This window comes from Halobacillus sp. BAB-2008, from assembly GCF_000328325.1.
GTDB lineage: Bacteria > Bacillota > Bacilli > Bacillales > Halobacillaceae > Halobacillus.
This window is the reverse complement of sequence record NZ_ANPF01000069.1, coordinates 1-26,080: the sequence shown is the minus strand read 5'-3', so window position 1 is coordinate 26,080 and position 26,080 is coordinate 1. Positions and strand designations below refer to the sequence as shown.

24 protein-coding genes and 1 other RNA gene are annotated in these 26,080 nt (G+C 45.9%); 22 read left to right on the top strand and 3 right to left on the bottom strand.

Annotated elements, in window-relative coordinates; translation table 11 throughout:
* Window positions 1-4: 4 nt before the first annotated feature.
* The 13 genes from bshA (at window position 5) to nth (ending at window position 13,015) form a co-directional block, all read left to right on the top strand.
* On the top strand, window positions 5-1,132 hold the full coding sequence (gene bshA / locus D479_RS14845) for an N-acetyl-alpha-D-glucosaminyl L-malate synthase BshA (protein ID WP_008638524.1): 1,128 nt from the start codon (window positions 5-7) through the stop codon (window positions 1,130-1,132).
* Window positions 1,125-2,330: a CCA tRNA nucleotidyltransferase gene (locus D479_RS14840; protein WP_008638522.1), complete on the top strand. Its 1,206-nt coding sequence runs from the start codon at window positions 1,125-1,127 to the stop codon at window positions 2,328-2,330. Before bshA ends, D479_RS14840 begins: the two co-directional genes overlap by 8 nt.
* The gene (locus D479_RS14835; RefSeq protein ID WP_008638520.1) at window positions 2,306-3,298 is read left to right on the top strand and encodes a biotin--[acetyl-CoA-carboxylase] ligase; all 993 of its coding nucleotides are present in this window, start codon (window positions 2,306-2,308) and stop codon (window positions 3,296-3,298) included. Before D479_RS14840 ends, D479_RS14835 begins: the two co-directional genes overlap by 25 nt.
* Window positions 3,291-4,112 (top strand): 3-methyl-2-oxobutanoate hydroxymethyltransferase, encoded by an 822-nt coding sequence (panB, locus tag D479_RS14830; protein WP_008638518.1) that lies wholly within the window; start codon window positions 3,291-3,293, stop codon window positions 4,110-4,112. Before D479_RS14835 ends, panB begins: the two co-directional genes overlap by 8 nt.
* An 11-nt stretch (window positions 4,113-4,123) precedes the next feature.
* Window positions 4,124-4,978 (top strand): pantoate--beta-alanine ligase, encoded by an 855-nt coding sequence (panC, locus tag D479_RS14825; RefSeq protein WP_008638516.1) that lies wholly within the window; start codon window positions 4,124-4,126, stop codon window positions 4,976-4,978.
* Between the two features lie 25 nt (window positions 4,979-5,003).
* Window positions 5,004-5,393, top strand: a complete 390-nt coding sequence (panD, locus tag D479_RS14820) for an aspartate 1-decarboxylase (RefSeq protein ID WP_008638514.1) — start codon at window positions 5,004-5,006, stop codon at window positions 5,391-5,393.
* Window positions 5,394-5,477: 84 nt separating this feature from the next.
* Window positions 5,478-8,276, top strand: coding sequence for an ATP-dependent DNA helicase DinG (gene dinG / locus D479_RS14815; RefSeq protein WP_008638511.1), 2,799 nt, complete (start codon window positions 5,478-5,480; stop codon window positions 8,274-8,276).
* Window positions 8,277-8,363: 87 nt separating this feature from the next.
* Window positions 8,364-8,534, top strand: a complete 171-nt coding sequence (locus tag D479_RS20285; RefSeq protein ID WP_008638509.1) for a YpmA family protein — start codon at window positions 8,364-8,366, stop codon at window positions 8,532-8,534.
* The gene (locus tag D479_RS14810) at window positions 8,488-9,024 is read left to right on the top strand and encodes a DUF5590 domain-containing protein (RefSeq protein WP_152413403.1); all 537 of its coding nucleotides are present in this window, start codon (window positions 8,488-8,490) and stop codon (window positions 9,022-9,024) included. The genes D479_RS20285 and D479_RS14810 overlap by 47 nt, the downstream gene beginning before the upstream one ends.
* Window positions 9,025-9,038: 14 nt before the next feature.
* Window positions 9,039-10,223: a pyridoxal phosphate-dependent aminotransferase gene (locus tag D479_RS14805; RefSeq protein WP_008638505.1), complete on the top strand. Its 1,185-nt coding sequence runs from the start codon at window positions 9,039-9,041 to the stop codon at window positions 10,221-10,223.
* A gap of 21 nt (window positions 10,224-10,244) precedes the next feature.
* Complete coding sequence (gene asnS, locus D479_RS14800; RefSeq protein ID WP_008638503.1) at window positions 10,245-11,537, top strand: asparagine--tRNA ligase; 1,293 nt, start codon at window positions 10,245-10,247, stop codon at window positions 11,535-11,537.
* Window positions 11,538-11,636: 99 nt separating this feature from the next.
* The gene (locus D479_RS14795) at window positions 11,637-12,332 is read left to right on the top strand and encodes a DnaD domain-containing protein (protein ID WP_008638500.1); all 696 of its coding nucleotides are present in this window, start codon (window positions 11,637-11,639) and stop codon (window positions 12,330-12,332) included.
* Between the two features lie 8 nt (window positions 12,333-12,340).
* Window positions 12,341-13,015, top strand: coding sequence for an endonuclease III (gene nth / locus D479_RS14790; protein ID WP_008638498.1), 675 nt, complete (start codon window positions 12,341-12,343; stop codon window positions 13,013-13,015).
* Window positions 13,016-13,028: 13 nt separating this feature from the next.
* Here nth and D479_RS14785 read toward each other — a convergent pair whose 3' ends face one another.
* Window positions 13,029-15,683 (bottom strand): PBP1A family penicillin-binding protein, encoded by a 2,655-nt coding sequence (locus D479_RS14785; protein ID WP_008638496.1) that lies wholly within the window; start codon window positions 15,681-15,683, stop codon window positions 13,029-13,031.
* Between the two features lie 16 nt (window positions 15,684-15,699).
* Window positions 15,700-16,290, bottom strand: a complete 591-nt coding sequence (gene recU / locus D479_RS14780; RefSeq protein ID WP_008638494.1) for a Holliday junction resolvase RecU — start codon at window positions 16,288-16,290, stop codon at window positions 15,700-15,702.
* A gap of 499 nt (window positions 16,291-16,789) precedes the next feature.
* Between recU and D479_RS14775 the strand changes: the two genes are divergently transcribed.
* Window positions 16,790-17,056, top strand: coding sequence for a hypothetical protein (locus tag D479_RS14775; protein WP_008638492.1), 267 nt, complete (start codon window positions 16,790-16,792; stop codon window positions 17,054-17,056).
* A gap of 55 nt (window positions 17,057-17,111) precedes the next feature.
* Window positions 17,112-17,462: a YppE family protein gene (locus D479_RS14770; protein WP_008638489.1), complete on the top strand. Its 351-nt coding sequence runs from the start codon at window positions 17,112-17,114 to the stop codon at window positions 17,460-17,462.
* A 39-nt stretch (window positions 17,463-17,501) separates the two neighbouring features.
* Here the strand turns inward: D479_RS14770 and D479_RS14765 are convergent, their stop codons facing one another.
* Window positions 17,502-20,570: an efflux RND transporter permease subunit gene (locus D479_RS14765; protein WP_008638487.1), complete on the bottom strand. Its 3,069-nt coding sequence runs from the start codon at window positions 20,568-20,570 to the stop codon at window positions 17,502-17,504.
* A 176-nt stretch (window positions 20,571-20,746) separates the two neighbouring features.
* Between D479_RS14765 and D479_RS14760 the strand changes: the two genes are divergently transcribed.
* The 7 genes from D479_RS14760 (at window position 20,747) to D479_RS14735 (ending at window position 26,051) form a co-directional block, all read left to right on the top strand.
* Window positions 20,747-21,148, top strand: coding sequence for a cytidine deaminase (locus D479_RS14760; RefSeq protein ID WP_008638486.1), 402 nt, complete (start codon window positions 20,747-20,749; stop codon window positions 21,146-21,148).
* A gap of 152 nt (window positions 21,149-21,300) precedes the next feature.
* Window positions 21,301-21,789, top strand: coding sequence for a CotD family spore coat protein (locus tag D479_RS14755; protein WP_008638485.1), 489 nt, complete (start codon window positions 21,301-21,303; stop codon window positions 21,787-21,789).
* Window positions 21,790-21,886: 97 nt separating this feature from the next.
* A complete protein-coding gene (locus D479_RS14750; protein ID WP_008638484.1) occupies window positions 21,887-22,453 on the top strand; it encodes a DUF1273 domain-containing protein in 567 nt (188 codons plus the stop codon).
* A gap of 81 nt (window positions 22,454-22,534) precedes the next feature.
* Entirely contained in the window at window positions 22,535-22,843 is a 309-nt protein-coding gene (gpsB, locus tag D479_RS14745; protein ID WP_008638483.1) for a cell division regulator GpsB, read from the top strand.
* Window positions 22,844-22,928: 85 nt separating this feature from the next.
* Window positions 22,929-23,307, top strand: an RNA gene (gene rnpB, locus D479_RS20280) — RNase P RNA component class B.
* Window positions 23,308-23,408: 101 nt separating this feature from the next.
* Window positions 23,409-24,545, top strand: a complete 1,137-nt coding sequence (locus D479_RS14740) for a class I SAM-dependent RNA methyltransferase (protein WP_008638482.1) — start codon at window positions 23,409-23,411, stop codon at window positions 24,543-24,545.
* Between the two features lie 15 nt (window positions 24,546-24,560).
* Window positions 24,561-26,051, top strand: a complete 1,491-nt coding sequence (locus tag D479_RS14735) for a carboxypeptidase M32 (RefSeq protein ID WP_008638481.1) — start codon at window positions 24,561-24,563, stop codon at window positions 26,049-26,051.
* The last annotated feature ends 29 nt before the right edge of the window (window positions 26,052-26,080 follow it).

Genomic DNA, 26,080 nt, shown 5'->3' with positions numbered 1-26,080 from the left:
GGTAATGGCTAAAATAGGAATCACATGTTATCCCACGGTTGGTGGCTCGGGGGTAATTGCGACAGAGTTAGGTAAACTTCTGGCAGAAGAAGGCCATGAAATCCATTTTGTCGCATCTCAGGTCCCCTTCCGGCTGAACAGGGTGTATCCCAATATTTACTACCACGAGGTGGAGGTCAGTAATTATCCCGTTTTTCAACATCCACCCTATGATTTAGCGCTGGCTGCCAAAATGGCCGATGTTATAAACAGGGAAGAATTGGATATCCTTCACGTTCATTATGCCATGCCGCATGCCATTTGTGCTATTTTAGCCAAACAAATGTGTCAACGGGATGTTAAGATTATTACCACGCTGCATGGAACGGATATTACGGTACTCGGTATTGATTCCGCTTTAAAACAGATGATTAAATTTGGTATTGAAGCGTCCGATCGAGTAACAGCCGTCTCCCACAGCCTTGTGGAGCAAACGAAAGAAATGATTCAGACAGACCGTAATATCGACGTCATCTATAACTTCGTAGATGAACGGGAATATCATAGAAAAGACAATTTCGGCTTGAGAGAACAGTATGGGATTAAAGAAGATGAGTCCGTTCTCATTCACATCTCAAACTTTAGAAAAGTCAAACGTGTACAGGATGTCATACACACCTTTGCTGAAGTGGCAGCGGAGCGTCCGGCTAAACTGCTTCTTGTAGGGGACGGTCCCGAGTATTCCGACTGTCACCAGCTCGTCAGAGAGTATGAATTGGAAGAACAGGTCCTTTTCCTTGGAAAACAGGATAACGTCAGTGACCTGCTTTCCATTTCCGACCTTAAATTGCTCCTGTCAGAAAAAGAAAGTTTCGGGCTTGTTCTTTTGGAAGCGATGGCGTGCGGGGTACCTTGCATCGGTACCAACGTCGGGGGGATACCGGAAGTGATCACCCATGGTGAAGCCGGCTATGTGACGGAACTTGGAAATATCGAGCAGATCGCGCACTTCGCCAACAGAATTCTGGAAGACCGCGAGCTTCATCGATCCATGTCAAAGGAAGCAAAGCGGCTGGCTCAAGAGAAGTTTGCAACGAAAACGATACTTAGACAGTACGAAAACCTCTATGAACAGGTGTTGAAGGATGAGTAGGAATTCTATTTTCCGTGAGGCATTCGAGGTTTTGGCTGAAATAGAAGCGGCTGGAGGAGAAGCCTATATCGTTGGAGGCGCAGTCAGGGACTATTTGAGTGGTCGTCCTGTAGGGGACATCGATATAGCATCATCAGAACCACCGGAACGGATTCAGGAGATTTTCGACAAAGTGATACCGGTCGGCGTCGAACACGGAACGGTCATTGTCCGCTACCGATCTGAATCTTATGAGGTGACAACGTACCGTAAAGAAGCAACCTATTCCGATTTTCGGCATCCGGATGAAGTGACGTTCGTGCGCTCCATTTCCGACGATCTTGCCCGCAGGGATTTCACAATTAATGCGATGGCAATGGATCGGCATGGAACAATTATAGATCCATTCAACGGGAGAGAAGCTGTAGACGCTAAACGGATTGAGGCTGTTGGAGATCCTGTCCAGCGTTTTCGGGAGGACCCTTTACGGATGATGAGGGCTGCCCGTTTTCACAGTCAGCTTTTGTATACGCTCGATAAGAAAACAGAGGATGCATTGAAGAAAGAAGCATCGATGCTCCGTCACATATCCATTGAGCGAATTGCGGAAGAAATGAGAAAGCTGTACGCCGGAGAAGGTTATAAAGAATCGTTGCAGCTGTTGGAGCGTACCAGCCTTAAGCAGGAGCTTCCAATCCTTCAGGGTATGGAACTTTCTACTATTATCCCTTCAGGCAGGCTTGTCAGCTGGGGGGAATTGGCGGCATTTCTATGTTTGAGGTCTCCAGAATGCACGCCGGCAACATTCGTCAAGCAGTGGAAACTCTCTAACCGGATCCGCCGGGAAGCAGACCAATTGACGGAGGCTTTTTGCACTTATCAGGAGCAGAACGCCATCCGCCCCTGGCTCGTGTACCGTCTTCCTTTCGAGTTGTTTCCATCTTTCAGTAGACTGGCAGTGGCAGAGGGGACGGCACAGGAGCAAAAGGTATTATCCGATCTCCATGCTCTTTATGAAGAACTCCCAATTAAAACGCTGAAGGAAGCAGCTTTTCAAGCGGAAGATCTAATTGCAATGTTCCCGGACAAAAAAAGAGGGCCGTGGATTGCAGATAAGATGAAAGCGATGGAGTACGAGATTGTTACAGGTAAATTGAAAAATGAATACGACGCGATAAAGGAGTGGGCTGTGTCATGGAATCCACCCGTAAACGACTGATCCGTCTGCTGGATCAAAAAGAGGGCTACATTTCCGGTCAGGAGCTTTCCGAGCAGCTGGCCATTTCAAGGACTGCTGTTTGGAAGCATATGAACGAATTGAAGAATGACGGATACGAAATTGAAGCGGTGCAGAAAAAGGGATATAAAATTGTTTCGTCGCCGGATAAGATCAGCGGCAATACCCTCCAATGGGGACTTGATACCAAATGGCTTGGTCATGAACTGCATCATTATGATCAAGTGGAGTCCACGCAGGACGTCATACATCAAATGGCTAAACAAGGAAAACCTCATGGTACGGTTGTGATCGCGGATGAGCAGGTGAAAGGAAAAGGACGGATGGCTAGAAATTGGTATTCTCCGAAAGGGAAGGGGATATGGATGAGTATCCTTCTAAGACCCGATCTCCCACCTGTACAGGCACCACAGCTGACTTTGCTTGCAGCAACCGTGTTGGCTAAGATGGTCGCCGAACGATCCGGTCTTGAGCCGAAAATCAAATGGCCGAACGATCTTCTGATTAATCATAAGAAGGTGTCCGGTATACTAACCGAGATGCAGGCGGAACAGGATACAATCCAGTATATCGTTCTCGGGATGGGGATGAACGTCAACCAAAGTAGGGAAGAAATACCGGAAGAACTTCATCATAAAGCGACATCACTACGAGTGGAAGCAGGAGAGGAATGGGACATTCAAACCACCATCCAGCATATTCTGCACTTGTTGGAACAGTCATACGAAGAGTTCCTGAAGTTTGGGTTCGACAGTGTCAAAAAAGAGTGGGAGCATTATGGATACCGGATCGGGCAGGATGTGACCATTTCTACGATGAAGCGGACGTGGGAGGCAGTCCTTGTCGGCATAGAACCGGATGGAGCTCTGCTGGCCAGAGACAAGGAAGGAAAAGAAGAAAAACTTTATTCCGCTGAAATTCATTGGGGAAAGGGAGGTTATCATGCTTAACAAAAGTCATTTTCTGCAGATGAAGAAAAGTCAGGAGAAGATCGCCATGGTTACAAGCTATGACTACCCTTCCGCTAAGATGGCGGAAGATGCCGGTTCCGATATGATCTTAATCGGAGACAGCTTGGGGATGACCGTCCTTGGCTATGATTCTACAATTCCAGTAACGATGGATGATATGATCCACCACGGAAGGGCCGTAGCCCGTGGTGCAAAAGATACATTCAAAGTAATCGATATGCCGTTTATGTCTTACCACATTTCTAAGGAAGATACGTTGAGAAATGCCAAACGGTTATATCAAGAGTCGGGCGCACAGGCGCTGAAGCTTGAAGGCAGCGGGGAAGTGTCGGAAGCGATGAAACTTCTCATCCGAGCAGGAATCCCCGTAGTCGGGCACATTGGGCTTACTCCTCAGTCGGTCAACGTTCTCGGCGGCTACAAAGTCCAAGGGAAAAATTCACAGGATGCTTCCCGTATACTCGAGGAAGCTTTGGAGATTGAATCAGCGGGTGCAATGGCTCTTGTACTGGAGTGCGTGCCGCGGCAGCTTGCAGCGTTCATCACGGCTAAACTCTCCATACCTACAATCGGTATCGGGGCGGGGGTGGATTGTGACGGTCAGGTCCTTGTCTATCATGACCTGCTCCAGTACGGAGTGACACGCCTTCCTAAATTTGTGAAGTCCTATATGGACAGCAATCAGATTCTTGGAGAAGCGCTCCATTCCTATGTGACGGAAGTGAAAGAAAAAACGTTCCCAGAAGAGAAACATACATATACGATGGATGTTTCGGACTTACCGGAAGATTAAGGAGAAGCAGTATGGATGTTTTGAATCGAATCAGTGACGTGCAGTCGAAGGTGGAAGGTTTTGTTAAGAAAGGGAAGACCATCGGGTTCGTTCCGACGATGGGTTATCTGCATGAAGGACACCTACGTCTTTTGCAGAAGGCAAGGGAAGAAAACGATATCGTCCTGTTGAGCATTTTCGTAAACCCACTTCAATTTAATGAAGCGGAAGACCTTGCCGGTTATCCTCGGAATGAAGAGCGCGATGCAGCTCTGGCTGCAGAAGCCGGTGTCGATCTGTTATTTATGCCAACCCCGGAAACCATGTATCCCGAAACACCTTCCATTCGAATGGAAGTGACAAAACGGACGGATGTCTTATGTGGAAAATCCCGTCCCGGGCACTTTGACGGAGTGGTGACCGTCCTTACAAAGCTGTTTCATATTGCAAGGCCTACAAAAGCATATTTTGGAATGAAGGACGCCCAGCAGTATGCAGTGGTGGATGCACTCGTCCATGATTTTAACTTCCCGATACAATTGGTTCCAGTTCCAACGGTGCGGGAGAAAGATGGGCTTGCGAAAAGCAGCAGAAATGTTAATCTTTCGGAAGTGGAAAGGCAGGAAGCCCCAGCTATCTATCAAGCCCTCCTGAAAGGCAAAGAAATGATATTGAACGGCGAGGTGGAAAGTGCTCCTGTGCTGAATGCAGTCCAGGAGTTTCTTGAGAAACGAACTCGTGGTAAGATAGATTATATTGAATTATTGTCCTATCCGGAACTGGAGCCGGTTAAGGCTGTTAACAGACAGGTTATACTTGCGGCGGCAGTCTTTTATGACCAGGCACGTTTGATCGATAATATTGTTTTTCGACCGGACCGGGGATAAGGACAGGAACCAGGGGGAACAGAGCATGCTTCGAACGATGATGAAAGCCAAAATACATCGGGCCCGCGTAACGGAAGCGAACTTAAATTACGTCGGCAGTATTACGATTGACCATGATTTGTTGGATGCCGTCGGGATCTTGCCACATGAAAAGGTCCAGGTGGTGAATAATAACAATGGAGCCAGATTGGAAACCTATGTAATTGCTGGAGAGCGTGGATCGGGTGTGGTTTGTTTGAACGGGGCGGCGGCAAGGCTTGTTCAAAAAGATGATATTGTAATTATCGTAGCTTATGCGATGCTTTCGGAAGAGGAGCTAAGCAGCTTCCGTCCGAAAATCGCGTTAATGGATGCGGATAACCAGATTCAACAAGTAGTGGATGAAGAGCCACCGTTACAGGCAATACCTTTATGAACAGATACCAGGAAGAACATGGGATCTTTGCCGATTAAGATAGGTGAGGGTCCTTGCTTTTTGTGAACGAAAGTAGGGGATGACATGACTACATTTGCAATCGTAGATTTAGAAACAACAGGAAACGCAGCTTCTAAAGGGGACCGGATTATCGAGATAGGGGTCGTGGTCGTCACGGAAGAGGGAAGAACGTTGGAGGAATTCTCCTCCCTTGTTTATCCAGAAAGAGAGATCCCTCCTTTTGTATCTTCCCTGACAGGAATTAAGGAAGAGGATGTCCTGGAAGCCCCGCTGTTTTCAGAAATTGCAGAGGATATTCATCCTCTTTTTGACCATGCCTACATAGTAGCGCACAATATTGAGTTCGATTTAGGCTTCCTTAACGACGAATTTAAACGATGCGGACTTCCGCCACTACATAACCCGATCATCGACACGGTGGAGTTCGCCAGACTTATGCTTCCCACATCCCCGACATTCAAATTGGGTCAGCTGGCTGAACGTCTTGGATTAGGGCATGACCGCCCTCACAGAGCACTATCCGATGCTCAGGTAACATCTGATTTACTGCTCTATTTATTGGGGCAAATGGAGGGTTTACCTGAAAAGACGCTCGACCACCTTTTAAAGGTGGAACCAAAGCTTAAAAGTGATTTTCGGCCGTTTTTAATAAAATATATGGAAGGTAAGCGGTACGGACGAACTGTTAGTCGGGAATTCGACATCCATCACGGGATTCCCATCCGGAAACAGCTGCAGCGGAGCACCGATGTTTCTGGAACGCGCCTTCTGGATTTCCGTAATTGGAAGAACCAGGTCTACGAAGGGAATGAAGGATTGAAGAGCATCGTTCAGGGTTATGAAAACCGTGCTGGTCAAAAGGAGATGACCGACCGCGTTTATCGTGCGCTGGAGAATAAGAGGCACGCGATTATAGAAGCCGGGACTGGGACGGGAAAATCCGTTGCTTATCTGCTTGCTTCTGCCTTTCATGCCTTAAAAGAAGAGAAACGAGTTGTCATCACAACGTACACGACCTCCCTTCAAAAGCAGCTGCTTGAAGATGAAATCCCTAAAATTGAACGGATGTTTCCAAGGCCTCTGAAAGCCGTTCTCTATAAAGGGAAAGGGCATTATATCAGTCTCGTTCATTTTCGTTATGAACTGGAGCATTCGAGTCAGGACAACTATGATATTGCTCTTACTAAAGGGATGATTCTCGTATGGCTGACACGGACGCGCACTGGTGATGTAGATGAAATTCAACTCCCTTCCAATGGAAGACAGTTTTGGCATAAAGTTTCCGCTGAGCAGTCATCGAAGAATGTGCAATTGGGCTACATAGATGATTCCTTCTTTCAATGGGCGCAGAAAAGGGCTTTGGAAGCGGATTTGATCATTACGAACCATGCTTTGTTTTGTATGGATATGGTCAGGGAAGACCCTGTGTTACCGGAATATTCGTGCGCTGTCGTCGATGAAGCCCACCACTTGGAGTCGGTGGCAAACCGCTATTTCGGAGTTCGGATGGATTACAAAGAACTGCAGCGTCATTTGAGTCAATGCGGGGAGATATTCCAAAAGGGCATGTACCGACCGTGGAAGCTTCCGACCGGCTTTTCTCAACACTTGCGTAAAGGCCAGTACGCTGTAGATGAGGCCAAAGAAGAATTGAGTCAGCTGTCCAAATATATACACCAGAATGTAAAAAAAGAGAAGCGCTCCGATAAGGGAAGAAGCGATGTAGGAAGAATGCAGTTTCTGCTGCAGCCTTCGGCATTGCCGTCTTTTATTACAACAGCGAAAGAAATGTCCCATCGTTTTCTTGCTGCCGTTCAGAAAATGGTCGTTCAAATGTCAGCTATGGAAGAGAAACTTGCCACTCTTCTTTCCTTGAAAGAAGATAATGGCATTCCCGTGGTCATTACTCGGATACAAACCCAGCTGGAATTGTGCAGGACGGTCCGTTTAGAGCTGATTCATTATTTCGACTTGGACCAAGACGAAGTGAAATGGATTGAAATTGAAGGGGAAGGTGCGGCAAACTCCATCTATCTTTTCAGTGAGCCATTTGACGTAGCCGGGTTACTCCAAAGGAAATTGTTCCATAAAAAAGAGAGTGTCATTTTAACGAGTGCGACGCTCGCCACCGATCATTCCTTTGACTATATGAGGCGTTCCCTTGGATTGGATTTAGAGGAAACCATGGAAGTCCAGATTCCTTCTCCTTACGATTACCGCAACCAAGTTCAAGTAATGGTACCGAACGATTTCCCAAGTGTAAAAGACGATCCTGAATCGTTCATTGAAGCAATCAGTGAAGCCGTGTATTCTATCGCACAGGTGACCAAAGGCAGGATGCTTGTCCTCTTCACCTCCTACGATATGTTGAAGAAGACCTACCTGCTGCTTAAAGAATTTATTGATCCCGAAGAATTCATGATTTTTGCTCAGGGTATTTCGAGTGGGAGTCGTGACAGGCTTAAGAAAAACTTCCAGGCGTTCGATCAATCGATTCTGCTCGGTACGAGTTCTTTCTGGGAAGGGGTGGACATCCCCGGTGATGATTTATCTTGCGTCATGATGGTCAAGCTGCCATTCCAACCGCCTGATCAGCCTGTGCAGGCGGTTCGGAAAGACCGTTTCAAGAAAGAAGGGAGAAACTCCTTCATGGAGAAATCTCTGCCAAACGCCATTATTCGATTCAAGCAGGGATTCGGTCGTTTAATTCGAAGTGACAGCGACAGAGGAATCATCTTCATCTGTGACCAGCGCCTTATGGAGGCCAAATATGGAAAACACTTCCTGGACTCGCTCCCGGAGGTGCCGGTAAGTTATCAATCCACACGTCAGCTCATTGATAAAATTGAAAATTGGTTGTAATAAGCGCAGAACAAATCAATAGAAACTGTTATAATGTAAGACGGGAAATTCAATACTGGTAATACAAAGTACCATGGAGGTTTGACGATGGACAAAAAAATTGAAACATTATCGACCGTCAGGATTCAGAAATCAGACGACCTATATAAAGTCGTCGATACCTTGAATCGGACATTAAAAGAAAATAATCTCATGTTTGGACTGGCTTTAGATGATGACGATGCTGAGACAGCAGTCTTCACGATTTACCGTACCTAAGTGGGTGTGGTTTTCTCTGACAGCTCTGGCGGTGGTTCTGCTTCTTGGTGTTTCCTTCCTTGTATGGATGTACACGAGCATCAGTCACGATAGAGAAGCTGGTCAGACAGAGGCGGAAGCTCTCGCATTAGCAGAGACGGACCTTGCAAATGTGGAGAATGTGTCAACCTACAACGGTAACATTCCTATCCATATCGTAAAGGGAAGTACAGAGAATGGCACAGAGCAACTTGCTTTTCTCGACCTTTCTGAAAAGAAGGTGCTGAAGGTGGAAGATATGAGTGGTCAAATATCTCCTGAAGCGATGAGACAACAGTGGCAGCAATCGTGTGCATCATGCCAATTCAAAGATATTCAATATGGATATGAAGAACAAGAACCAGTGTTTCAGCTCACGTATATAGATGAGCAGAACCGCTATGTATTCGACTATTTTACATTATCCGGCGATAATTTCGATCAACGTTTCGCCTTTAAACGAACCCAATAATAGGAGTGAAAAATATGCAATTAGCTGAACGTGTTCAATCATTAACGCCATCCACCACCCTGGCCATCACAGCGAAAGCCAAAGCATTAAAAGCAGAAGGGCACGATGTAATCGGTTTGGGTGCAGGCGAGCCTGATTTCAATACTCCGTCCTACATATTGGATGCTGCCAAACGGGCGATGGACGAAGGTATGACGAAATATACTCCAGCTGGCGGAATTCCGGAATTGAAGAACAGTATTACGAGCAAGTTGAAACGCGATCAAGGGTTGAACTATACAAACGAACAGATTATTGTAACTACAGGAGCGAAGCATGCCTTATTTACACTGTTCCAAGTTCTTCTGAATGAGGGCGATGAAGTAATCGTCCCTGCACCGTACTGGGTCAGCTATCCGGAGCAGATCAAGCTTGCACAAGGTAATCCGGTGATCGTGGCAGCAGAAGAGGAGAACCACTTTAAATTAACTCCGGAACAGCTCAAGAATTCTATAACGTCACGGACAAAAGCGGTCATCATCAACTCACCGAGCAATCCGACGGGGATGATGTATTCCAAGGACGAGCTGGAAGCTCTCGGCAGCGTATGCGAGGAAAACGATATCCTTATCATTTCCGACGAAATCTATGAGAAGCTGATTTATACGGATGAGCAACATGTGTCCATCGCTCAGATTTCTGACGCATTATACGACCGGACCGTCATTATCAACGGTGTGTCAAAGTCTCATTCGATGACAGGGTGGCGAATCGGATTTGCCGCCGGAAACAAAGACATAATTAAAGCGATGTCCAACCTGGCTTCCCACTCGACATCCAATCCGACTTCTATCGCTCAATACGCAGCACTGGCAGCGTATACGGGCTCTGAAGAGAAGGTGGAAGAAATGAAAGAAGCATTTAAAGGACGTTTGGATGTTCTTTATCAACGGCTTGTGGAAATTCCGGGAGTGACATGCGTGAAGCCGCAAGGGGCTTTCTATTTGTTCCCGAACGTGAAACAGGCAGCAGAGCAAGGCGGTTTCGGAAATGTGGATGAATGGGTGAAGGCTCTTCTTGATGAAGAGAAAGTAGCACTCGTTCCGGGTTCCGGCTTTGGAAGTCCGGATAATGTCCGACTATCCTACGCAACTTCATTAGACCAGCTGGAAAAAGCTGCGGAACGAATCAAACGGTTCGTAGAAAATCATCAATCATAAAGCAATGTTGGAGGTATTATTTTGAAGACAACTATTAAAGAAGCAGCAAAATATATAGGAGAGAAAGTAACGATTGGAGCCTGGCTCAGCAACAAGCGGTCAAGTGGTAAAATTGCCTTCCTGCAGCTTCGTGACGGAACGGGCTTCATGCAGGGTATTGTCGTCAAAGCAGATATTGGAGAAGACAAGTTCCAAGAGGCCAAAGCGCTAACACAAGAGACGTCCCTTTACGTAACAGGTGTGATTGCCGAAGATACCCGCTCACCGCTCGGATATGAAATGCAGGTAACGGACTTCGAAATCATTCACGAGGCGGTCGATTATCCCATAACACCGAAAGAACATGGAACGGAATTTTTGATGGATCACAGGCACCTATGGCTGCGTTCCAAACGTCAGCATGCCGTCATGAGCGTTCGTAATGAAATTATTCGTGCAACGTATGAATTCTTCAACGATAACGGTTATGTCAAAATCGACCCGCCGATCCTGACGGGTTCATCAGCAGAGGGTTCTACAGAACTGTTTCACACCAAGTACTTTGAAGAGGATGCCTATCTTTCTCAAAGTGGTCAGTTGTACATGGAAGCTGCTGCGATGGCATTCGGTCGAGTATTCAGTTTCGGGCCGACTTTCCGTGCTGAAAAGTCGAAAACACGCCGTCATTTAATTGAGTTTTGGATGATCGAACCGGAAATGGCATTTATGGAACACGGGGAAAGCCTGGAAGTTCAGGAGCAGTACGTATCCCACGTTGTTCAGTCTGTGCTGAAAAACTGTGCCATTGAATTGGAAGCACTTGGGCGTGACACAGAAAAGCTCAAACAAATTCAGGCACCTTTCCCGCGCATCAGTTATGATGATGCGGTTCAGCTCTTGAAGGACAAAGGATTCGATGACATTGAGTGGGGAGAAGACTTCGGGGCTCCGCATGAAACAGCCATCGCCGAAAGCTATGATAAACCTGTATTCATAACCAACTACCCTGCTGAAATTAAGGCGTTCTACATGAAGCCTGATCCGGAACGCCCGGAAGTTGTCCTCTGTGCGGACTTGATTGCTCCTGAAGGGTACGGGGAAATCATTGGAGGTTCCCAGCGGATCGATGATCTCGAATTGATGAAACAACGGTACGAAGAGCACGGTTTAACGGATGATGCTTATAAATGGTACCTTCAATTACGGGAGTACGGCAGCGTTCCACACTCCGGATTCGGATTGGGTCTGGAAAGAACAGTTGCTTGGATCGCCGGCGTCGAGCATGTTCGTGAAACGATTCCATTTCCGCGTCTGCTCAACAGACTTTACCCTTAAGAACTGCATGAAATGTGGAAGAAGCACCGATGCCTCGCCTCTGGCGGATCGGTGTTTTTCATTCCATTTAGGTATATACGAAAAAACGGAGGGATTTGTTTGGCTAAATACCAAAGCTTCCAAAACATCATGGACAACCAAATGGTCGTTCCCAAGCATTTGTTGATGCATTATAAGAAGCTGAACATAAGCGAAACGGAACTTGTTATTTTGTTGCAGATACATCGTTTCCGTGCAGATGGTAACGGATTTCCTACACCCGAGGAAATAGCTGATCATTCCACGCTTTCTGCTCAGGACTGTTCCAAAGTATTGCGGAGTCTTATCCAGAAACGGATGCTGACGATCGAACAGAATCATAGCGATCACGTTTTGAATGAAAGTTACTCGATGGAACCGCTGTTTGAAAAACTTTTCACCGTAACGAGAGAAGTCCAAACGAGTAGTTCCGCTTCTTACAATGAAAATATATTCCCGCTGTTTGAACAGGAGTTTGGAAGGCCGTTGTCTCCATTTGAAATTGAAACCATTAATATATGGCTGGATGAAGAAAAACAATCACCTGCACTGATTAAAGCCGCGCTTCGGGAAGCTGTTTTGATGAGTAAATTGAACTTCAAATATATTGACCGTATTCTAAGAGAGTGGAACAGGAAAGGAATTCGGACTGTCGAACAGGCGAGGGAGCAGGGAAAGCAGTTCAGACAGGGCCAGCAGCCAAGACAGACGCGTCCGCAGGAAAGTAAGAAAAAGGATATATCGTTGTATTATAACTGGTTGGAGGAGGACTCTTAAGAACCGTTATGCTGAATAAAACACAAATTCGTTACTGTTTAGATACCTTTGAAGAAATGTTTCCGGAGGCGGAATGTGAGCTGAATCACAGTAATCCGTTTGAACTGCTCGTCGCTGTCGTTTTGTCTGCACAGGCCACAGATGCCCTTGTGAACAAGGTAACCCCCGGGTTGTTTGCCAAATACAAGACACCGGAAGATTATATTGATGTTTCCCTGGAAGAACTGCAGGACGATATAAAAAGGATTGGACTGTTCCGGAATAAAGCGAAAAACATCAAGAAATTATCCGAAACACTCATCCTCCAGTTTGACGGTCAAGTACCGCCTACTCAAAAAGAGCTGGAAAGTCTGGCGGGAGTAGGAAGGAAAACGGCGAACGTTGTCGCATCCGTCGCATTCGGGGAACCTGCGATCGCTGTCGATACCCATGTGGAAAGGGTGTCAAAAAGGCTTGGAATCTGCAGATGGAAGGATTCTGTGTTGGAAGTGGAAAAGACGTTAATGCGTAAAATTCCGAGAGAGGAATGGAGCGATACCCATCACCGGATGATTTTCTTCGGGCGTTATCACTGCAAAGCACAACGCCCGAACTGTGAAGCCTGTCCTCTGCTGGATTTATGCAGAGAAGGTCAAAAGCGTATGCGTAAAAAAGCACAACATGAAAAAAACACCCTCGAATGAGGGTGTTTTTTTGTTAGGCAGCAGGTTCTTCCTGCGGCTGTTGATCGGGCTGATCGGCCGGTTGGTCTTGAGCTGGTGGTTCCTCTTGAGGAGGTTCAGGCGTTTGCTGCTCGTCTGAGCCGTTATTATTTCCGCCTTGCCCGCCGTTTCCTTGACCGTTGTTACCTTGGCCGTTGTTACCTGAATCATTTTCGTTTTCATTTCCTTGATCGTTTCCACTGTCGTCCGTTTGATCTTGATTTTCCTGTTCGTTCTCCTGCTGTTGTTCATCTTCCGGCTGTTCTTCGGTGTTCTCTTCCTGCGACTCGTCCTGTTCTTCTTCTGCTTCCTCTTCCGGTTCTTCATTGGAACCAGGGGTATCGACACGGACGGTAGCAGGATCGCTGTTTTGAGCATCCTCATCGCTGCTGATGGCGGTAACGGAGAATTCGTAGCTTGAACCTTGATTGACATTGGTGATCTCCAGACTTGTATCACCGGTAGTCGTAAGTTCTCTGCTCTCTCCGCCGTCAATGGATGCTGCGACCCGGAAGGTGACTCCATCTGCATCTCCATATTTCCAACTCAGATCGATGCTTCCTGTTTCTTCATTGAATTTACCAGCTAATCCTTTAACGGAATCCAGTTTCTGGAACGTCTTACTAACTTTAGATGGCTGATTGTCAACGTGGAACAATTCGGTCACGATTCTGCTTTCCGGAGTATAGGCACTTGGAAGACGTGCAGGATTGGATCCTTCTTCTACATCGACGGAAACAACGGTGTCCGGTTTACTAAAGTCTTTCGTTTCCACCCCTTGCGACAACTCGGTCATCAGTGGTTTAAAGATTTGCTTCGGAATATCTTTCGAAGCATCGGACAATCCGCGTGAATTATCCTCTCCGTATCCGGTCCAGATCGATATCGTATAATTCGTCGTATAGCCGCTGAACCAGGAGTCAGGTGCCACATCACCAAAGTTGGTGGTTCCTGTTTTACCAGCTACAGGGAGCCCGGAAATATTGGCGGCACGCCCTGAACCTTCTGTCATGGTCGTTTTCAACATGTCTGAAATCATATAAGCAGTGTAGCTGCTCATCGCTGATTCCGGCTCTGGAGTAAGGTCAATAGTCCCTTCTCCGGGAACTTCTACTTTTCTTACCGTGAACGGCTCATTATACACACCTTCGTTACCAAATGCGGCATACGCACCGGCAAGTTGAACCGGATTGACGCCGGTATTACCGCCGCCGATTGCATCGTTTAAGGCCATTCCATCTTCACCGAAGTCGATGCCTAATCCTTCCGCAAAGTCCTGCCCTTTGCCGACGCCTACTTCCTGAAGGGTTTTAATAGCCGGAATATTTAAGGACCTGCTTAAAGCATAACGAGCAGAAACCCATCCGCGGAATTGATTATCGAAGTTGTTTGGGCTCCAGTTACCGAAATCGGTTTTCTCATCTTTAATTTGGTGATACGTAGAGATCTTGTCATATTCGATGGCAGGGCCGTAAGCCGTTATCGGTTTGAACGTCGACCCAGGCTGGCGATTGATATCTGTTGCATAGTTATAACCGCCTTTCTGATAGTTGCGTCCCCCGCCGATGGCGCGGATCGCACCGGTCTTAGTATCCGTAACTGCCAGGCTTGTTTGAAGTTCATCATCCGGCCACGCGATTGGACCTTCGTTGCTCAGCATTTGTTGGACATTATCCTGTGCGTCGGTATCAAGAGTGGTATAGATTTTCAATCCATCCTCATAGATTTCCGCACCATCCATTTTCTCTCGTACTTCTTCCTCCACGCGGTCGATGAACGCCTGGTAAGGTGTTGCTTTTTCCGTCTGGCGTTCGACAAGCATATCTTCCACCTTCACGTTACGCGCTTCTTCGGCTTCCGCTTCGGTGATCTTTCCGTGCTGGACCATCAGGCTGAGAACGGTGTTTTTTCGTTTTTGTGCCAAATCAGGATGATCGTATGGCATATATCCGCTTGGACGCTGAGGCAGTCCTGCAAGCAGAGCGGCTTCCGGGAGCGTGAGTTCGCTCAAGTCTTTTTTGCCGAAGTAAGTTTCGGCCGCTACCGCGACACCGTAGGCTCCGTCCCCGTAATAGATCTTGTTCAGGTACATTTCAAGAATTTCTTCTTTTGTGTATTCCTGGTCGAGTTTTATTGCCAGGTACTGCTCTTGGACTTTACGTTTAAGCGTCTTCTCCTGGGAAAGGAACGACTCTTTGACAACCTGCTGGGTTATAGTACTGGCACCTTGTGCTCCGAAGCCGCCGGTTATGTTCGCAATGACGGCACCTCCGATTCGTCGGAAATCGATTCCCATATGGTCATAAAAGCGAACGTCTTCTGTCGCAAGAACCGCATCCTCCATGACTTGTGGAATATCGTCATAAGTAATTTTCGTTCTTTTTTCATCGCTGGCAAGGTCAGCAACCAGTTCATCATTTTGATCGTACACTTTCGAAGAGAAAGGAACGGATAATTTCGATGCATCGAGTTCCGGTGCTGTGACGATGTAGTAGCTGAATAATAGTCCTACACCGAGGGCCAGAAGTAAGCCGATGGTAAAGAGGATCATAAATATACGTTTTACTTTTCCAGTTTTCTTGTTTTTTCCTTTTTTCGTGCTTTGAGCTTGCTTTCTTCGTGCTGAACGCGATTGGCTGTCGTTGGACATTTATCTTTCCTCCATTTCAAAAATAGAGCTTATCGAGTACAGAAGCATAGTCGACCCGTGCCTGATAACGGAAAGGAATCAAGCTTCCTTTTTGTTTAATATAGGAGTAGGGAATCGATTTGCGACCTCCTTGCCACTGCTCGTCCCAATAAACGAATAAATCTTGAGCAGGGAGGAGGTAGACCTCATCCAAAGGGGTGAATTTGACGATCAGAAAACTGATGCCGCCGTGAAGTTGAACCGCCTTCATATGATCGATCTGATGCTGGTGTACGTTACTTAAGGGAAAGGACGTTTTGTTTTTCGTCTCTTTCGCTTCAAAATCGATGTATTTCCCGCGATAAACTCCATTGAAGTCTGTCGTCGAAGCTTGTTTAAAGTATGCTTCTTTGATAACGGCAGCGCTTCGTTTCGGGTAATCCACATTTACAATTTGTACCGGTGTCGGTTTTTTATGGACCACGGCTTTCTGAGACGCAAGGTAGTGCTCGTTGGTCACATTAATATCCTCTTCCAAAGACATCCCACGGTTGCTGAAATCTGTCTTCGTCTTACCTTTTGGGGCGAGCGAATGCTTTATAGCGCGCTTCCCGTTGGGATAATTCAAACGCCATCCCTCCTTATAGCCATGAGAGTATCATAACAAAAATAAGGGTCGAAGGATATATCAAAATGGTTCAAATATGTTAGACGTGTGAACAACAAAAAAGTTTCATTTTTTCACAAAACCGACAAGCTTTTTTGGGGAGCACCGGCATGTTATACCCGGAATCATCAAACGTGAAACCCATCTAATTTATTCGTCAAGGGTTGAGGTTTTAAGGGGGAATCGTTGAAAAAAAGCTGCTGCTATAGCATAGCAGCAGCTCTGACGTCTTAGGTGGACGGACGATTCTCCCCCTCAAGCTTCGGGTTTCCCGTTTTGGCAGGTGTCGGTTTCTTTGCTTTTTGATCTTTTTTCTTCGCCATGGTCATGACCTCCTTTGTGTCGAAGGGTCTTGTGATAGTGGCTTGTTTTGTAGCTTTAGTTCTAGTCTTGTCAACGGGGAAGGACTTATGCATTCCCTGGCGAAAATGTTATTACCAGAAATGAGGAGGAGATTCTTTTGAAAAAAAGTCAGGTCGTCACACCGGTCGAATTCGAACAGCAGCTGTCCAACATCCGTGATAAGTTCGCCTTGCTGGAGCGCCGGCTGTCTATGAAGACGGATGAAATCGTCTTTTCGATGACGGTCTCCCATCGGAAGGACATAGAGAAAGTCAGGGAAGATGTTATGCAGTTGACAGTTAACAGACAGCGTGCAGGCGCTGCTTTACAAAGGGCACACCTTCTTTCAGCTGTTAAAGAAGCGAAACAAAGGACGGTCGGTTAAATTTTTGCTTCTATATTATCTTCCGTGCTAAAGTAGATGTAAAAAGGTGAGTCCTATGTCAATAAGAACGTATACAGAAGAAATGAAAGAGATGATCGACCAACTTCACCAAAAGTTCCTCAACACAGAAGGTCCTGTCGATCGAAGGAGCCACGAATTTTTTCAAATGGTTAAGAAAGAAACCGCACCTCTGTTTGATCTTACCAGCAATTGGATGGCGGCCGCGGAAGCATTCGTGAAAAACCGAAATTCCTCAGTTCATCCTAATCAGGTGAAATCCACCCACGAGAATGTCGAAATGATTATTTTGCACAGCTATTATTTGGATGTCGAGAGGAAAAGGTATAAAGAATTGTACCAGTCTTCTCATTATGTACTGGATATGCTCCTTTCAGATATGGATTGATATGTAAAAGAAGCTCCCGTCCGGGAGCTTCTTTTCATTTTATTCTGCTGTCTTTCTTTTCGTGACCTTTGCAATAATCAAATAGAAAGATGGAACAAGCAACAAGGTTAGTATGGTCGAGAACAACAGACCCGAGACAATCGATATCGCGAGTGGTTTAAACAATACGTCTCCTGTAATGATAATTGGCACAAGAGCAGCAATCGATGTGAGGGACGTCAGAACAATCGGGCGTATTCTTGCCCTTCCTGCCTCGATGGCGGCTTCCCTTATAGAACCATACCTTTCAATGTTCTGCTCGATGAATTCGACCAGAATGACCGAGTTCCTTACTACGATTCCAGATAAAGAAACAATACCGAGAACTGCAAGGAAGCTCAATGGTTCACCGGATACAAACAGTCCTACGATGGCACCTGTAATCGCCAAGAATACCGTTCCTGTAATAAGCAGCGGCATCAACAGGGAATTGAACTGGATAGCAATCGTCAAGTAAATAAGGAACAAGACGATAACAAACAATTTAGCGACTTCCACGAAGAAGTCTGTTGTAGCATCTGATTCACCTGTTTCAACGAGGGAATAGTTCTCCGGAAGTTCGTTTTTGATTTTTGCGATCACGTCTTCTGCTCCAGCAGAGAACGTTTGATCCTTACCTTCCTCCGGATAGGCCTCAATGGTAATCGTCCTCGTACCGTCAAGGTGGGGAATTACTCCGATTTGTTCAACCTCTTCGGTAGAAATCGCGTCTTCAAGAGATATAGTTTCCGGAGGTCCGGATTGGCCTGCCGTGTTTCCGGCAATGGAAAGTGCACTTAAGTCGACGCCGTTCGCCACTCCGTCATCAATTTTCACTTCTATTGGAAGACGCTCCACGCCATTGTCGAAAGTACCAAGCGGCACGCCGGTATTTGCCAGTTGGATGAGCGATGTGACTTGATCGATCGTGATGTTATTATCTTTGAGTAATTCACGATCCGGATTATATTCAATAAAGGACTGTCCTTCACCAGCATTGACGGTCGCGATTTCTGCACCTTCAACATCCGAAAGCAGGTCCCGTGCTTTTTTCGCTTCCTCGACAAGTGGGGAAAGCTCCGGCCCTTGAATCTTCACTTGAACTGGTGGAGAAGGAGGTGGTCCGGATACAATCGTTTCCAGGAATATTTCAGAATCTGGAAATTCTTCTCTTAAAGGTTCTTCCCATTCCTTAATAAAATCGGATGCGCTCGTTTTTTCTCTGTCAATACGAACGAGCAGCTGTCCGGTATTTTCTCCAGAACGCTGAAGACCCGAATTAAAGATATTAGGAAGGCCGGATCCGGCATAAACAGCCGTTTCGGTAATATTTTCATCCTTGCTTTCCAAGTATTCTTCCATAGATTGCAGCTGATTTTTTGTATCCTCGAGAGGTGTACCCTGCTGATTCTCGATGGAAATGGTAACTTCCTGGCGGTCGGCTGCCGGGAAGAACTCAAATGGAATTTTGATAGCCAATAAAGCAAGCAGCAGACAAAGGACAAGACCGGATATGGTCGTTAACCATGGTTTCTTCGTTGTTTTCGGAAGGATTTTGTCTGCATAAACTTTCTCCATTCCATTGAACAGGCCGCCAAGCAGTCCCGTCTTCGCTTTCGTCTTCTTCTTACTGTTCCGTTTTCTTGCGTATTGAACAGTTGGGATGAATGTCAATGCGATAAAGGTTGAAGCAATGACGGTAAAGATGAGTACAGAAGGAAGGGCACGTATGAAATCGCCGTTGGAACCAGAGATGAACGTTAACGGGAAGAAGCTGAAAATAATCATCAACGTAGAGGTGATGATCGATTTACCTACTTCCTGTACACCCTTAACAGTTCCTTCCAAAGGCCCGTCTCCAAGCTGGAATCTTCGTTGAATGTTATCGTTAACGACAATGGCGTCATCAACAAGGATACCAATGGCTATAATCATTCCAATTATGGATATTTGATTGAGGTCCACCCCTGCATAAGGCAGTGGAATCAGTCCGATGATAATGGAAATGGGGATGGCCAAAGCAACCAAAAGGGCGGATGACAATGGAAGTCCCAAGACCATGATGACGATAACTGCAAAGAATGAAATAGCAAGGGATGTTATTAAGTTATTAAAAACTTCATCGATAATCGTACTTTGTGTATAAAAACGATCGACGGTTATCTCGCTTGGAAGCTCTTCTTTCAAGGTATCCAACTTTTCAGTAATTTGATCTTGAACGGAGGAGATGTTTACTCCTTCATCGGCCATTACCGTAACCGAAAGTGCCGATTGACCATCATAAGTAATTAAATCATCCGCATCCTCATTTGCCACTGATACGGTGCCTATATCTGACAATGTGACGGAATCTCCCTGGTCGTTCGTTCCGACCCCAAGATCATTCAGCTCATCCACACTCTTAAATTTGTTGAAAATGAGCTGTTTGATTTCATTGTCCTGTTCTTCCGTTCCAATGGCTGCAGGACCGATTTCTTCCTGAATAGTACTAATAACGTTGAACGGTTGAATTTGATTCTCTTCGAGCTGCTCATTATCGAGAGAAACGGAAACCTTCTGATCCGGAAGGCCCTTAATCATAATGGATTCCACACCGTTAATCGATGTTAACTCTTCCTCCCAATCATTCAGTTGATCGCGGAGACCGTAAAGAGTTTCTGTATTTTCCGCGAGCAGATGATAAGAAGCCACTGCTGATCCGGATACGTCCGTATTAATAGAAGGGTCTTGAACTTCGTCAGGAAAACTTCTGGAAACGTCTGATACAGCTTGATTGATTTTCGAATTTACCGTGTTTCGATCCGCATCCCCGGCCAGGGTCACGGTTATAGAACCGAAGCCGGCAGTGGAGGCGGAAGTTACTTCATCGACACCTTCAATGGAAAGAAGTTCTTCTTCCACAGGATTCGTGATGGTCCTTTCCACTTCTTCCGGTGTTGCCCCGGGATATACAGTCGATATGGATGCTACATTAACGTTGATCTCCGGAATTTCCCTTTTCGGAAGCTGTAGATAAGTGAAAATTCCCGTGAAAACGAGAAGCGCTATGAACACCCATACAATCTTTTTGTAAGTAAGGATAGATTTCACCTTGTTTTTCCCTCCCAAATCTATGTTTTATATGATGCATTCTAAGTATAAACTTTTTTCTGACACAGGTGTCAACTATTTAACCTGCCGATGTGCTGAGCCCTTATTTTGTAATCGCTTTACAAATTCAGAAAATTTATATATAATTACGTTCCCATATTAAGGGAGGGGATAACGTGGATCATACACAGTTGATCGAAGAAGCGAAAAAAATCAGAGAACATGCCTATGTTCCTTATTCGAAATTTCCTGTAGGTGCTGCTTTAATTACAGAAGACGGCAGTGTCTACACAGGTTGTAATATTGAGAATGCGGCATATCCTGTCAGCTGCTGTGCAGAAAGGGTTGCCATTTTCAAAGCTGTGTCGGAAGGTCACAGCAGGTTTCAGGCACTGGCTGTCGCCGCTGATACAAAGCGTCCGGTACCGCCATGCGGTTCCTGTCGTCAAGTAATGAGCGAATTCTTTACAACCGATACTACGATTTATACGACGAATCTAGGAGGCGAAACGAAGACGTTTACAATGGACGAGATTCTGCCGTTTTCGTTCCAGTCCACCGATCTAACCGGAGAATGATGATGCAAAAGGGTGTGTGAGCACCCTTTTTTTGTATGGAAAAAGGAAGGGACACAGCATAAAATAGGAATAGATGGTGATATCGCCCAGTACGTTCTCAGGAATGATGACATACGCTGATAAGGAATAACAGAACAAGGAGTGAAAGCTGTATGCATCATTCAATGCAAGGTTCCTGCGGTTGCGGTCCTGCTGCTCAACCTGCGTGCAACCGTCGACCTATCGTATGTCCCGTTCAACAGTGTGTGGTAGATAACCACTTCGTAGAAAATCAGGATTATATTCATCCGACTCACGTGCTTGTCCAAAATCATCATTTGTTAAATAACTTCCATTACTTCCCTTATATGGTATCCGAACAGAACAGTTTCCAAACTCAAGAGTTCGCTTATCCGCAAGGGTCATCTCCAGACTATAACTGGATGGAGTATATGAACCAGGATATGGGGCAGATGCCTATGGGCGGTCAAGGGCAGATGCCGATGATGCCTCAGCAGATGATGGGTCAGGAAGGCCAAATGCCGATGATGAATCAAATGCCGATGATGGGTCAGGGCCAAATGCCGCAGCAAATGATGGGTCAGGGCCAAATGCCGATGATGAACCAAATGCCGATGATGATGGGTCCTGAAATGGAATAACAGAATAAAATAAGCCTCGGGACCCGGGGCTTGTTTTATTTTTCCCAATATCCGTATTAAAATAGAGAAAGGTTACACGGATGCAGGAGGGTACATAATGAAGACTGTCGTCGTCACAGGATACAAACCGATGGAAATTGGTATATTTAAAGCCAACGACCATAAAATTGAATTTGTGAAAGAAACGATACGTAAACGATTGTTAGCCTATATGGAAGAGGGGCTGGAGTGGGTGATCCACTCCGGTCAAATGGGTGTGGAACTGTGGACAGCAGAGGTTGTTCTGGATTTGAAGGAGGAGGGCTATGATATTAGGCTTGGAATCCTCCCGCCGTTCGAAAATCAGCAGGAGCGCTGGCCGGAAGATCTTCAGCAAGTGTATGAAGAAGTGACGATGCTGGCAGACTTCTTCCGCCCCCTCTACCAGAAAGGATATGACGGACCATATCAGTTCCGTGCCAGAGACCAGTTTCTGGTTGAGCACTCGGACGGCTGCCTCGTTCTTTACGATGAAGATACGAAGGGGAGTCCTGATTATTTCCTTAAAACGGCGGAAAAGTATAAAGAAACAAAAGATTATCAAATTCTTTACATTACTCCCCTGGACCTTGAAGAAACGGTGGAGGAAAGGCGTATGAGCGATCCGGATTACTGGAATCAATGAAACTTTCCATAAAGTCAAATTGACATTTGGCCAACCTTTTGAAAAAATATATATAATGTGCTGAACAGAGGTGAAATGATAATGAATTCAGAAGAATATCACTTGACAGGCAAGGCCATACTGGAGAAAGATTTCAAGACCTCCATGCGGGGGTACAACCAGGAAGAGGTCGATGAGTATTTGGACCTTATCATTCAGGATTACGATCGATTTCAACAGGAAATTGAGCGTCTACAACAGGAAAACGAACGCTTGAAGAAGCTCTCATCAAGAGAACAGGCGCCCCGCCAAAGACAAAGCAATACAGGTAATCACCAAGTCAACTATGATATTTTGAAACGAGTTTCCAATTTGGAAAAAGCGGTTTTTGGCAACAAATACGCAGATTGATGCAAGATTACCAATGACAAACAGAGTAATATCTGCTATACTTTGTCAAGTGCGTCACTTATGTACGTCACAACCAAACATTTGAATACTCGGGTAATCGCTGCATGTCCTACATGCAGAGGAAAGTCCATGCTCGCACAGGCTGAAATGTCTGTAGTGTTCGTGCTTGACGAAACCATAAGTCAAGGTAGTTCTTTTTGAACTAACGGCAGGGAAACTTCCTAAGTCTTCGGATAAGGAAGGAATACCTTGAAAGTGCCACAGTGACGGAGCCGTCGTAGAAATACGCCGGGTGGAACGAGGTAAACCCCGCGAGCGAGCAACCCAAATATAGGTAGGGGCACTCTCTGGAAGGAATCAAACGGAAGGAGAGGTCGTTGTAAGACGGCAGATAGATGATTGCCACCGGAGTACGAGGTTGACCACCGTCTGCAGTACTATGGAACAGAACATGGCTTACAGAGTATTCAAAGGTCGCTTTATGATGACAATACACCCTTCTGAAAAGCCGCTGCTTTTTAGGAGGGTTTTTTACTGTTTATACATAACTAAAGGAGGTAATCACTTGCAAAAGAAAATCACACTGATTGCAACTGCAGCCATGGGTTTGGAAGCAATTGTAGCAAAAGAAGTAAAGGATCTCGGATATGACGAAGTAACGGTGGAGAACGGACGCGTTATTTTCGAAGCGGATGTAAGCGCAATCCCACGTGCGAACCTATGGCTTCGTACAGCTGATCGTGTCAAGCTTCTTGTTGGGAGATTCAAAGCAACTACATTCGATGATTTGTTCGAACAGACGAAAGCATTGCCATGGGAACAATTCATACCGGAAGACGGAGAATTTCCTGTCATAGGTAAATCCGTCAAGTCCAAGCTCTACAGTGTTCCGGACTGTCAATCGATCGTTAAGAAAGCAATGGTCGACCGTTTAAAACAAAGGCATGGAGTTTCTTCTTGGATGAAGGAAACGGGTGCCTTTTACCGGACGGAGGTCGCTATTCATAAAGATGAGGTTCTTCTCACATTGGACACCTCCGGGAGTGGGCTGCATAAACGCGGTTATCGAGCAGGTCAGGGGGAAGCTCCCCTTAAAGAGACCCTTGCTGCTGCTCTCGTTCAAATTACTAACTGGCACCCGGATAAACCCTTTGTAGATCCTTTCTGTGGTTCAGGTACGATTGCCATTGAAGCGGCGCTGATCGGGCAGAATATCGCACCTGGCTTCAACAGGGAATTCGCTTCTGAAGGATGGGACTTTATCCCGCAGAAAGCATGGGATGATGCTTTTCAGGAAGCTGAAGAAGCGGCGAACTACGATCAACCCCTTTCCATTACAGGCTCCGATATCGATCCGAAGATGATAGATATCGCCAAAGAGAATGCAATGGAGGCAGGACTGGGTGATCTAATCACGTGGAAACAAATGCAGATGAGTGATCTCTCTCCTAAGCAGGAAGATGGGTATATTGTCTCCAACCCTCCTTATGGAGAACGGATGGGAGAGAAGGAGCAGGTAGAACAGATGTACCGGGATCTCGGTTCGATCATGCGTGATCATCCATCATGGAGCGTGTACATCCTTACTTCCCATGAAGGTTTTGAAAAGCTTTATGGAAAGCCGGCTACAAAGAGACGGAAGCTTTTTAACGGATTCATCAAGACGGACTATTATCAGTATTTCGGTAAAAGAAATCGATAAAGGAGAGGTCGCGGGATGAAGGAAACAGTGAATGAGTTCATGGATTTATTAAGGGAACAAACTTCCTACGGGGAAGCGATTGGTTTAATTGCATGGGATATGCGGACAAAAGCACCGAAAAAAGCGATGGATAACCGCTCGGAAGTCCTCGGTGTTCTTGCGCAGAAAGTCCATGAAATTCAAACCTCCGAAGCAATGCGGAACTGCATCGATAAGCTTAAAGGGAATGTTTCAGACCCTGTTGTGATCAAATGCCTGGAAGAGGCGGAGGAAACGTATAATAAAACAGCTAAAATTCCAGCAGATGAGTATCGGGCTTACGTCACCCTGCAGTCAAAGGCAGAATCAAAGTGGTCCGAAGCAAAAGAACAAAATGACTTTGCAGGTTTTCTCCCGTACTTAGAGAAGCTCGTAGAATTCAATCGTACCTTCGCTGACTATTGGGGTTATGATGGACATCGTTATAACGCGCTGTTGAACAATTATGAACCCGGAGTGACAGTGGAACTGCTGGATCAAGTATTTCCAAAGGTAAGAAAAGCGTTGACAGAATTGCTCGGTCGTGTGAAAGAAGCTCCGGCCCAACCTGATCCTTCTGTATTGAAAGGGCATTTTCCTAAAGATCAACAAACGGCGTTCAGTAAAGAAATTTTGAAGCGGATGGGTTATGATTTTGATGCAGGACGCTTGGATGAGACCGTTCACCCTTTCGCCATCGGATTGAACGTGAACGACGTACGGGTAACGACCAAGTACGATGAGAGCGACTTCCGAACGGCTGTTTTCGGAACAATCCATGAAGGCGGACACGCCCTTTATGAGCAAAATATATCTGAGGATCTATCTTTCACACCCCTTGCTACAGGCACGTCCATGGGGATCCATGAATCTCAATCATTGTTTTGGGAGAATTTCATCGCCCGCAGTGAACAGTTCTGGGAGAATCACTATCCGCTATTTCAAACGTATGCCCCGGATAATTTCCGCGAACTTTCCCTTAACTCGTTCTTTGCTGCCGTCAACGAAGTGAAACCATCGCTTATCCGAATTGAAGCGGATGAACTGACTTACTGCCTTCATATTATGATTCGTTATGAGCTGGAAAAAGCCCTTATCGCCGGTGATATGGATGCGAAAGATCTCCCTTCGCGTTGGAATGACAAAATGGAAGAGTACCTCGGTGTAAGACCGGATACAGATGCGGAAGGAGTCCTTCAGGATATTCACTGGTCCGGCGGTGATTTTGGTTATTTCCCATCCTATGCACTTGGGTATATGTACGCTGCTCAATTCGATGCGCAAATGAGAGAAGAAATCGACGTTGACAAAGCTGTTCGGGAAGGCGATTTTCGAATAATTAAGGAATGGCTGAAGGAAAAGATCCACCGGCATGGAAAAATGAAAAAACCGCTGGAAATTTTGACGGAAGTCACAGGAGAAGGACTTAATCCGGACTACCTGCTCCGTTATCTCGAAACCAAATATAAACATATATATCAATTTTGAATAAAAACCCCCTGGTGCTCAGATGCACC

Coding starts and splice junctions, on each gene's coding strand:
- D479_RS14810 (WP_152413403.1), top strand. CDS start 8,488: ATGATGACGATGCTGAGACAGCAGTCTTCACGATTTACCGTACCTAAG.
- D479_RS14735 (WP_008638481.1), top strand. CDS start 24,561: ATGAAGGAAACAGTGAATGAGTTCATGGATTTATTAAGGGAACAAACT.
- D479_RS14840 (WP_008638522.1), top strand. CDS start 1,125: ATGAGTAGGAATTCTATTTTCCGTGAGGCATTCGAGGTTTTGGCTGAA.
- bshA (WP_008638524.1), top strand. CDS start 5: ATGGCTAAAATAGGAATCACATGTTATCCCACGGTTGGTGGCTCGGGG.
- D479_RS14770 (WP_008638489.1), top strand. CDS start 17,112: ATGTCAATAAGAACGTATACAGAAGAAATGAAAGAGATGATCGACCAA.
- D479_RS14755 (WP_008638485.1), top strand. CDS start 21,301: ATGCATCATTCAATGCAAGGTTCCTGCGGTTGCGGTCCTGCTGCTCAA.
- panD (WP_008638514.1), top strand. CDS start 5,004: ATGCTTCGAACGATGATGAAAGCCAAAATACATCGGGCCCGCGTAACG.
- gpsB (WP_008638483.1), top strand. CDS start 22,535: ATGAATTCAGAAGAATATCACTTGACAGGCAAGGCCATACTGGAGAAA.
- D479_RS20285 (WP_008638509.1), top strand. CDS start 8,364: ATGGACAAAAAAATTGAAACATTATCGACCGTCAGGATTCAGAAATCA.
- D479_RS14785 (WP_008638496.1), bottom strand. CDS start 15,683: ATGTCCAACGACAGCCAATCGCGTTCAGCACGAAGAAAGCAAGCTCAA.
- panB (WP_008638518.1), top strand. CDS start 3,291: ATGCTTAACAAAAGTCATTTTCTGCAGATGAAGAAAAGTCAGGAGAAG.
- D479_RS14805 (WP_008638505.1), top strand. CDS start 9,039: ATGCAATTAGCTGAACGTGTTCAATCATTAACGCCATCCACCACCCTG.
- nth (WP_008638498.1), top strand. CDS start 12,341: ATGCTGAATAAAACACAAATTCGTTACTGTTTAGATACCTTTGAAGAA.
- panC (WP_008638516.1), top strand. CDS start 4,124: ATGGATGTTTTGAATCGAATCAGTGACGTGCAGTCGAAGGTGGAAGGT.
- dinG (WP_008638511.1), top strand. CDS start 5,478: ATGACTACATTTGCAATCGTAGATTTAGAAACAACAGGAAACGCAGCT.
- D479_RS14835 (WP_008638520.1), top strand. CDS start 2,306: ATGGAATCCACCCGTAAACGACTGATCCGTCTGCTGGATCAAAAAGAG.
- D479_RS14750 (WP_008638484.1), top strand. CDS start 21,887: ATGAAGACTGTCGTCGTCACAGGATACAAACCGATGGAAATTGGTATA.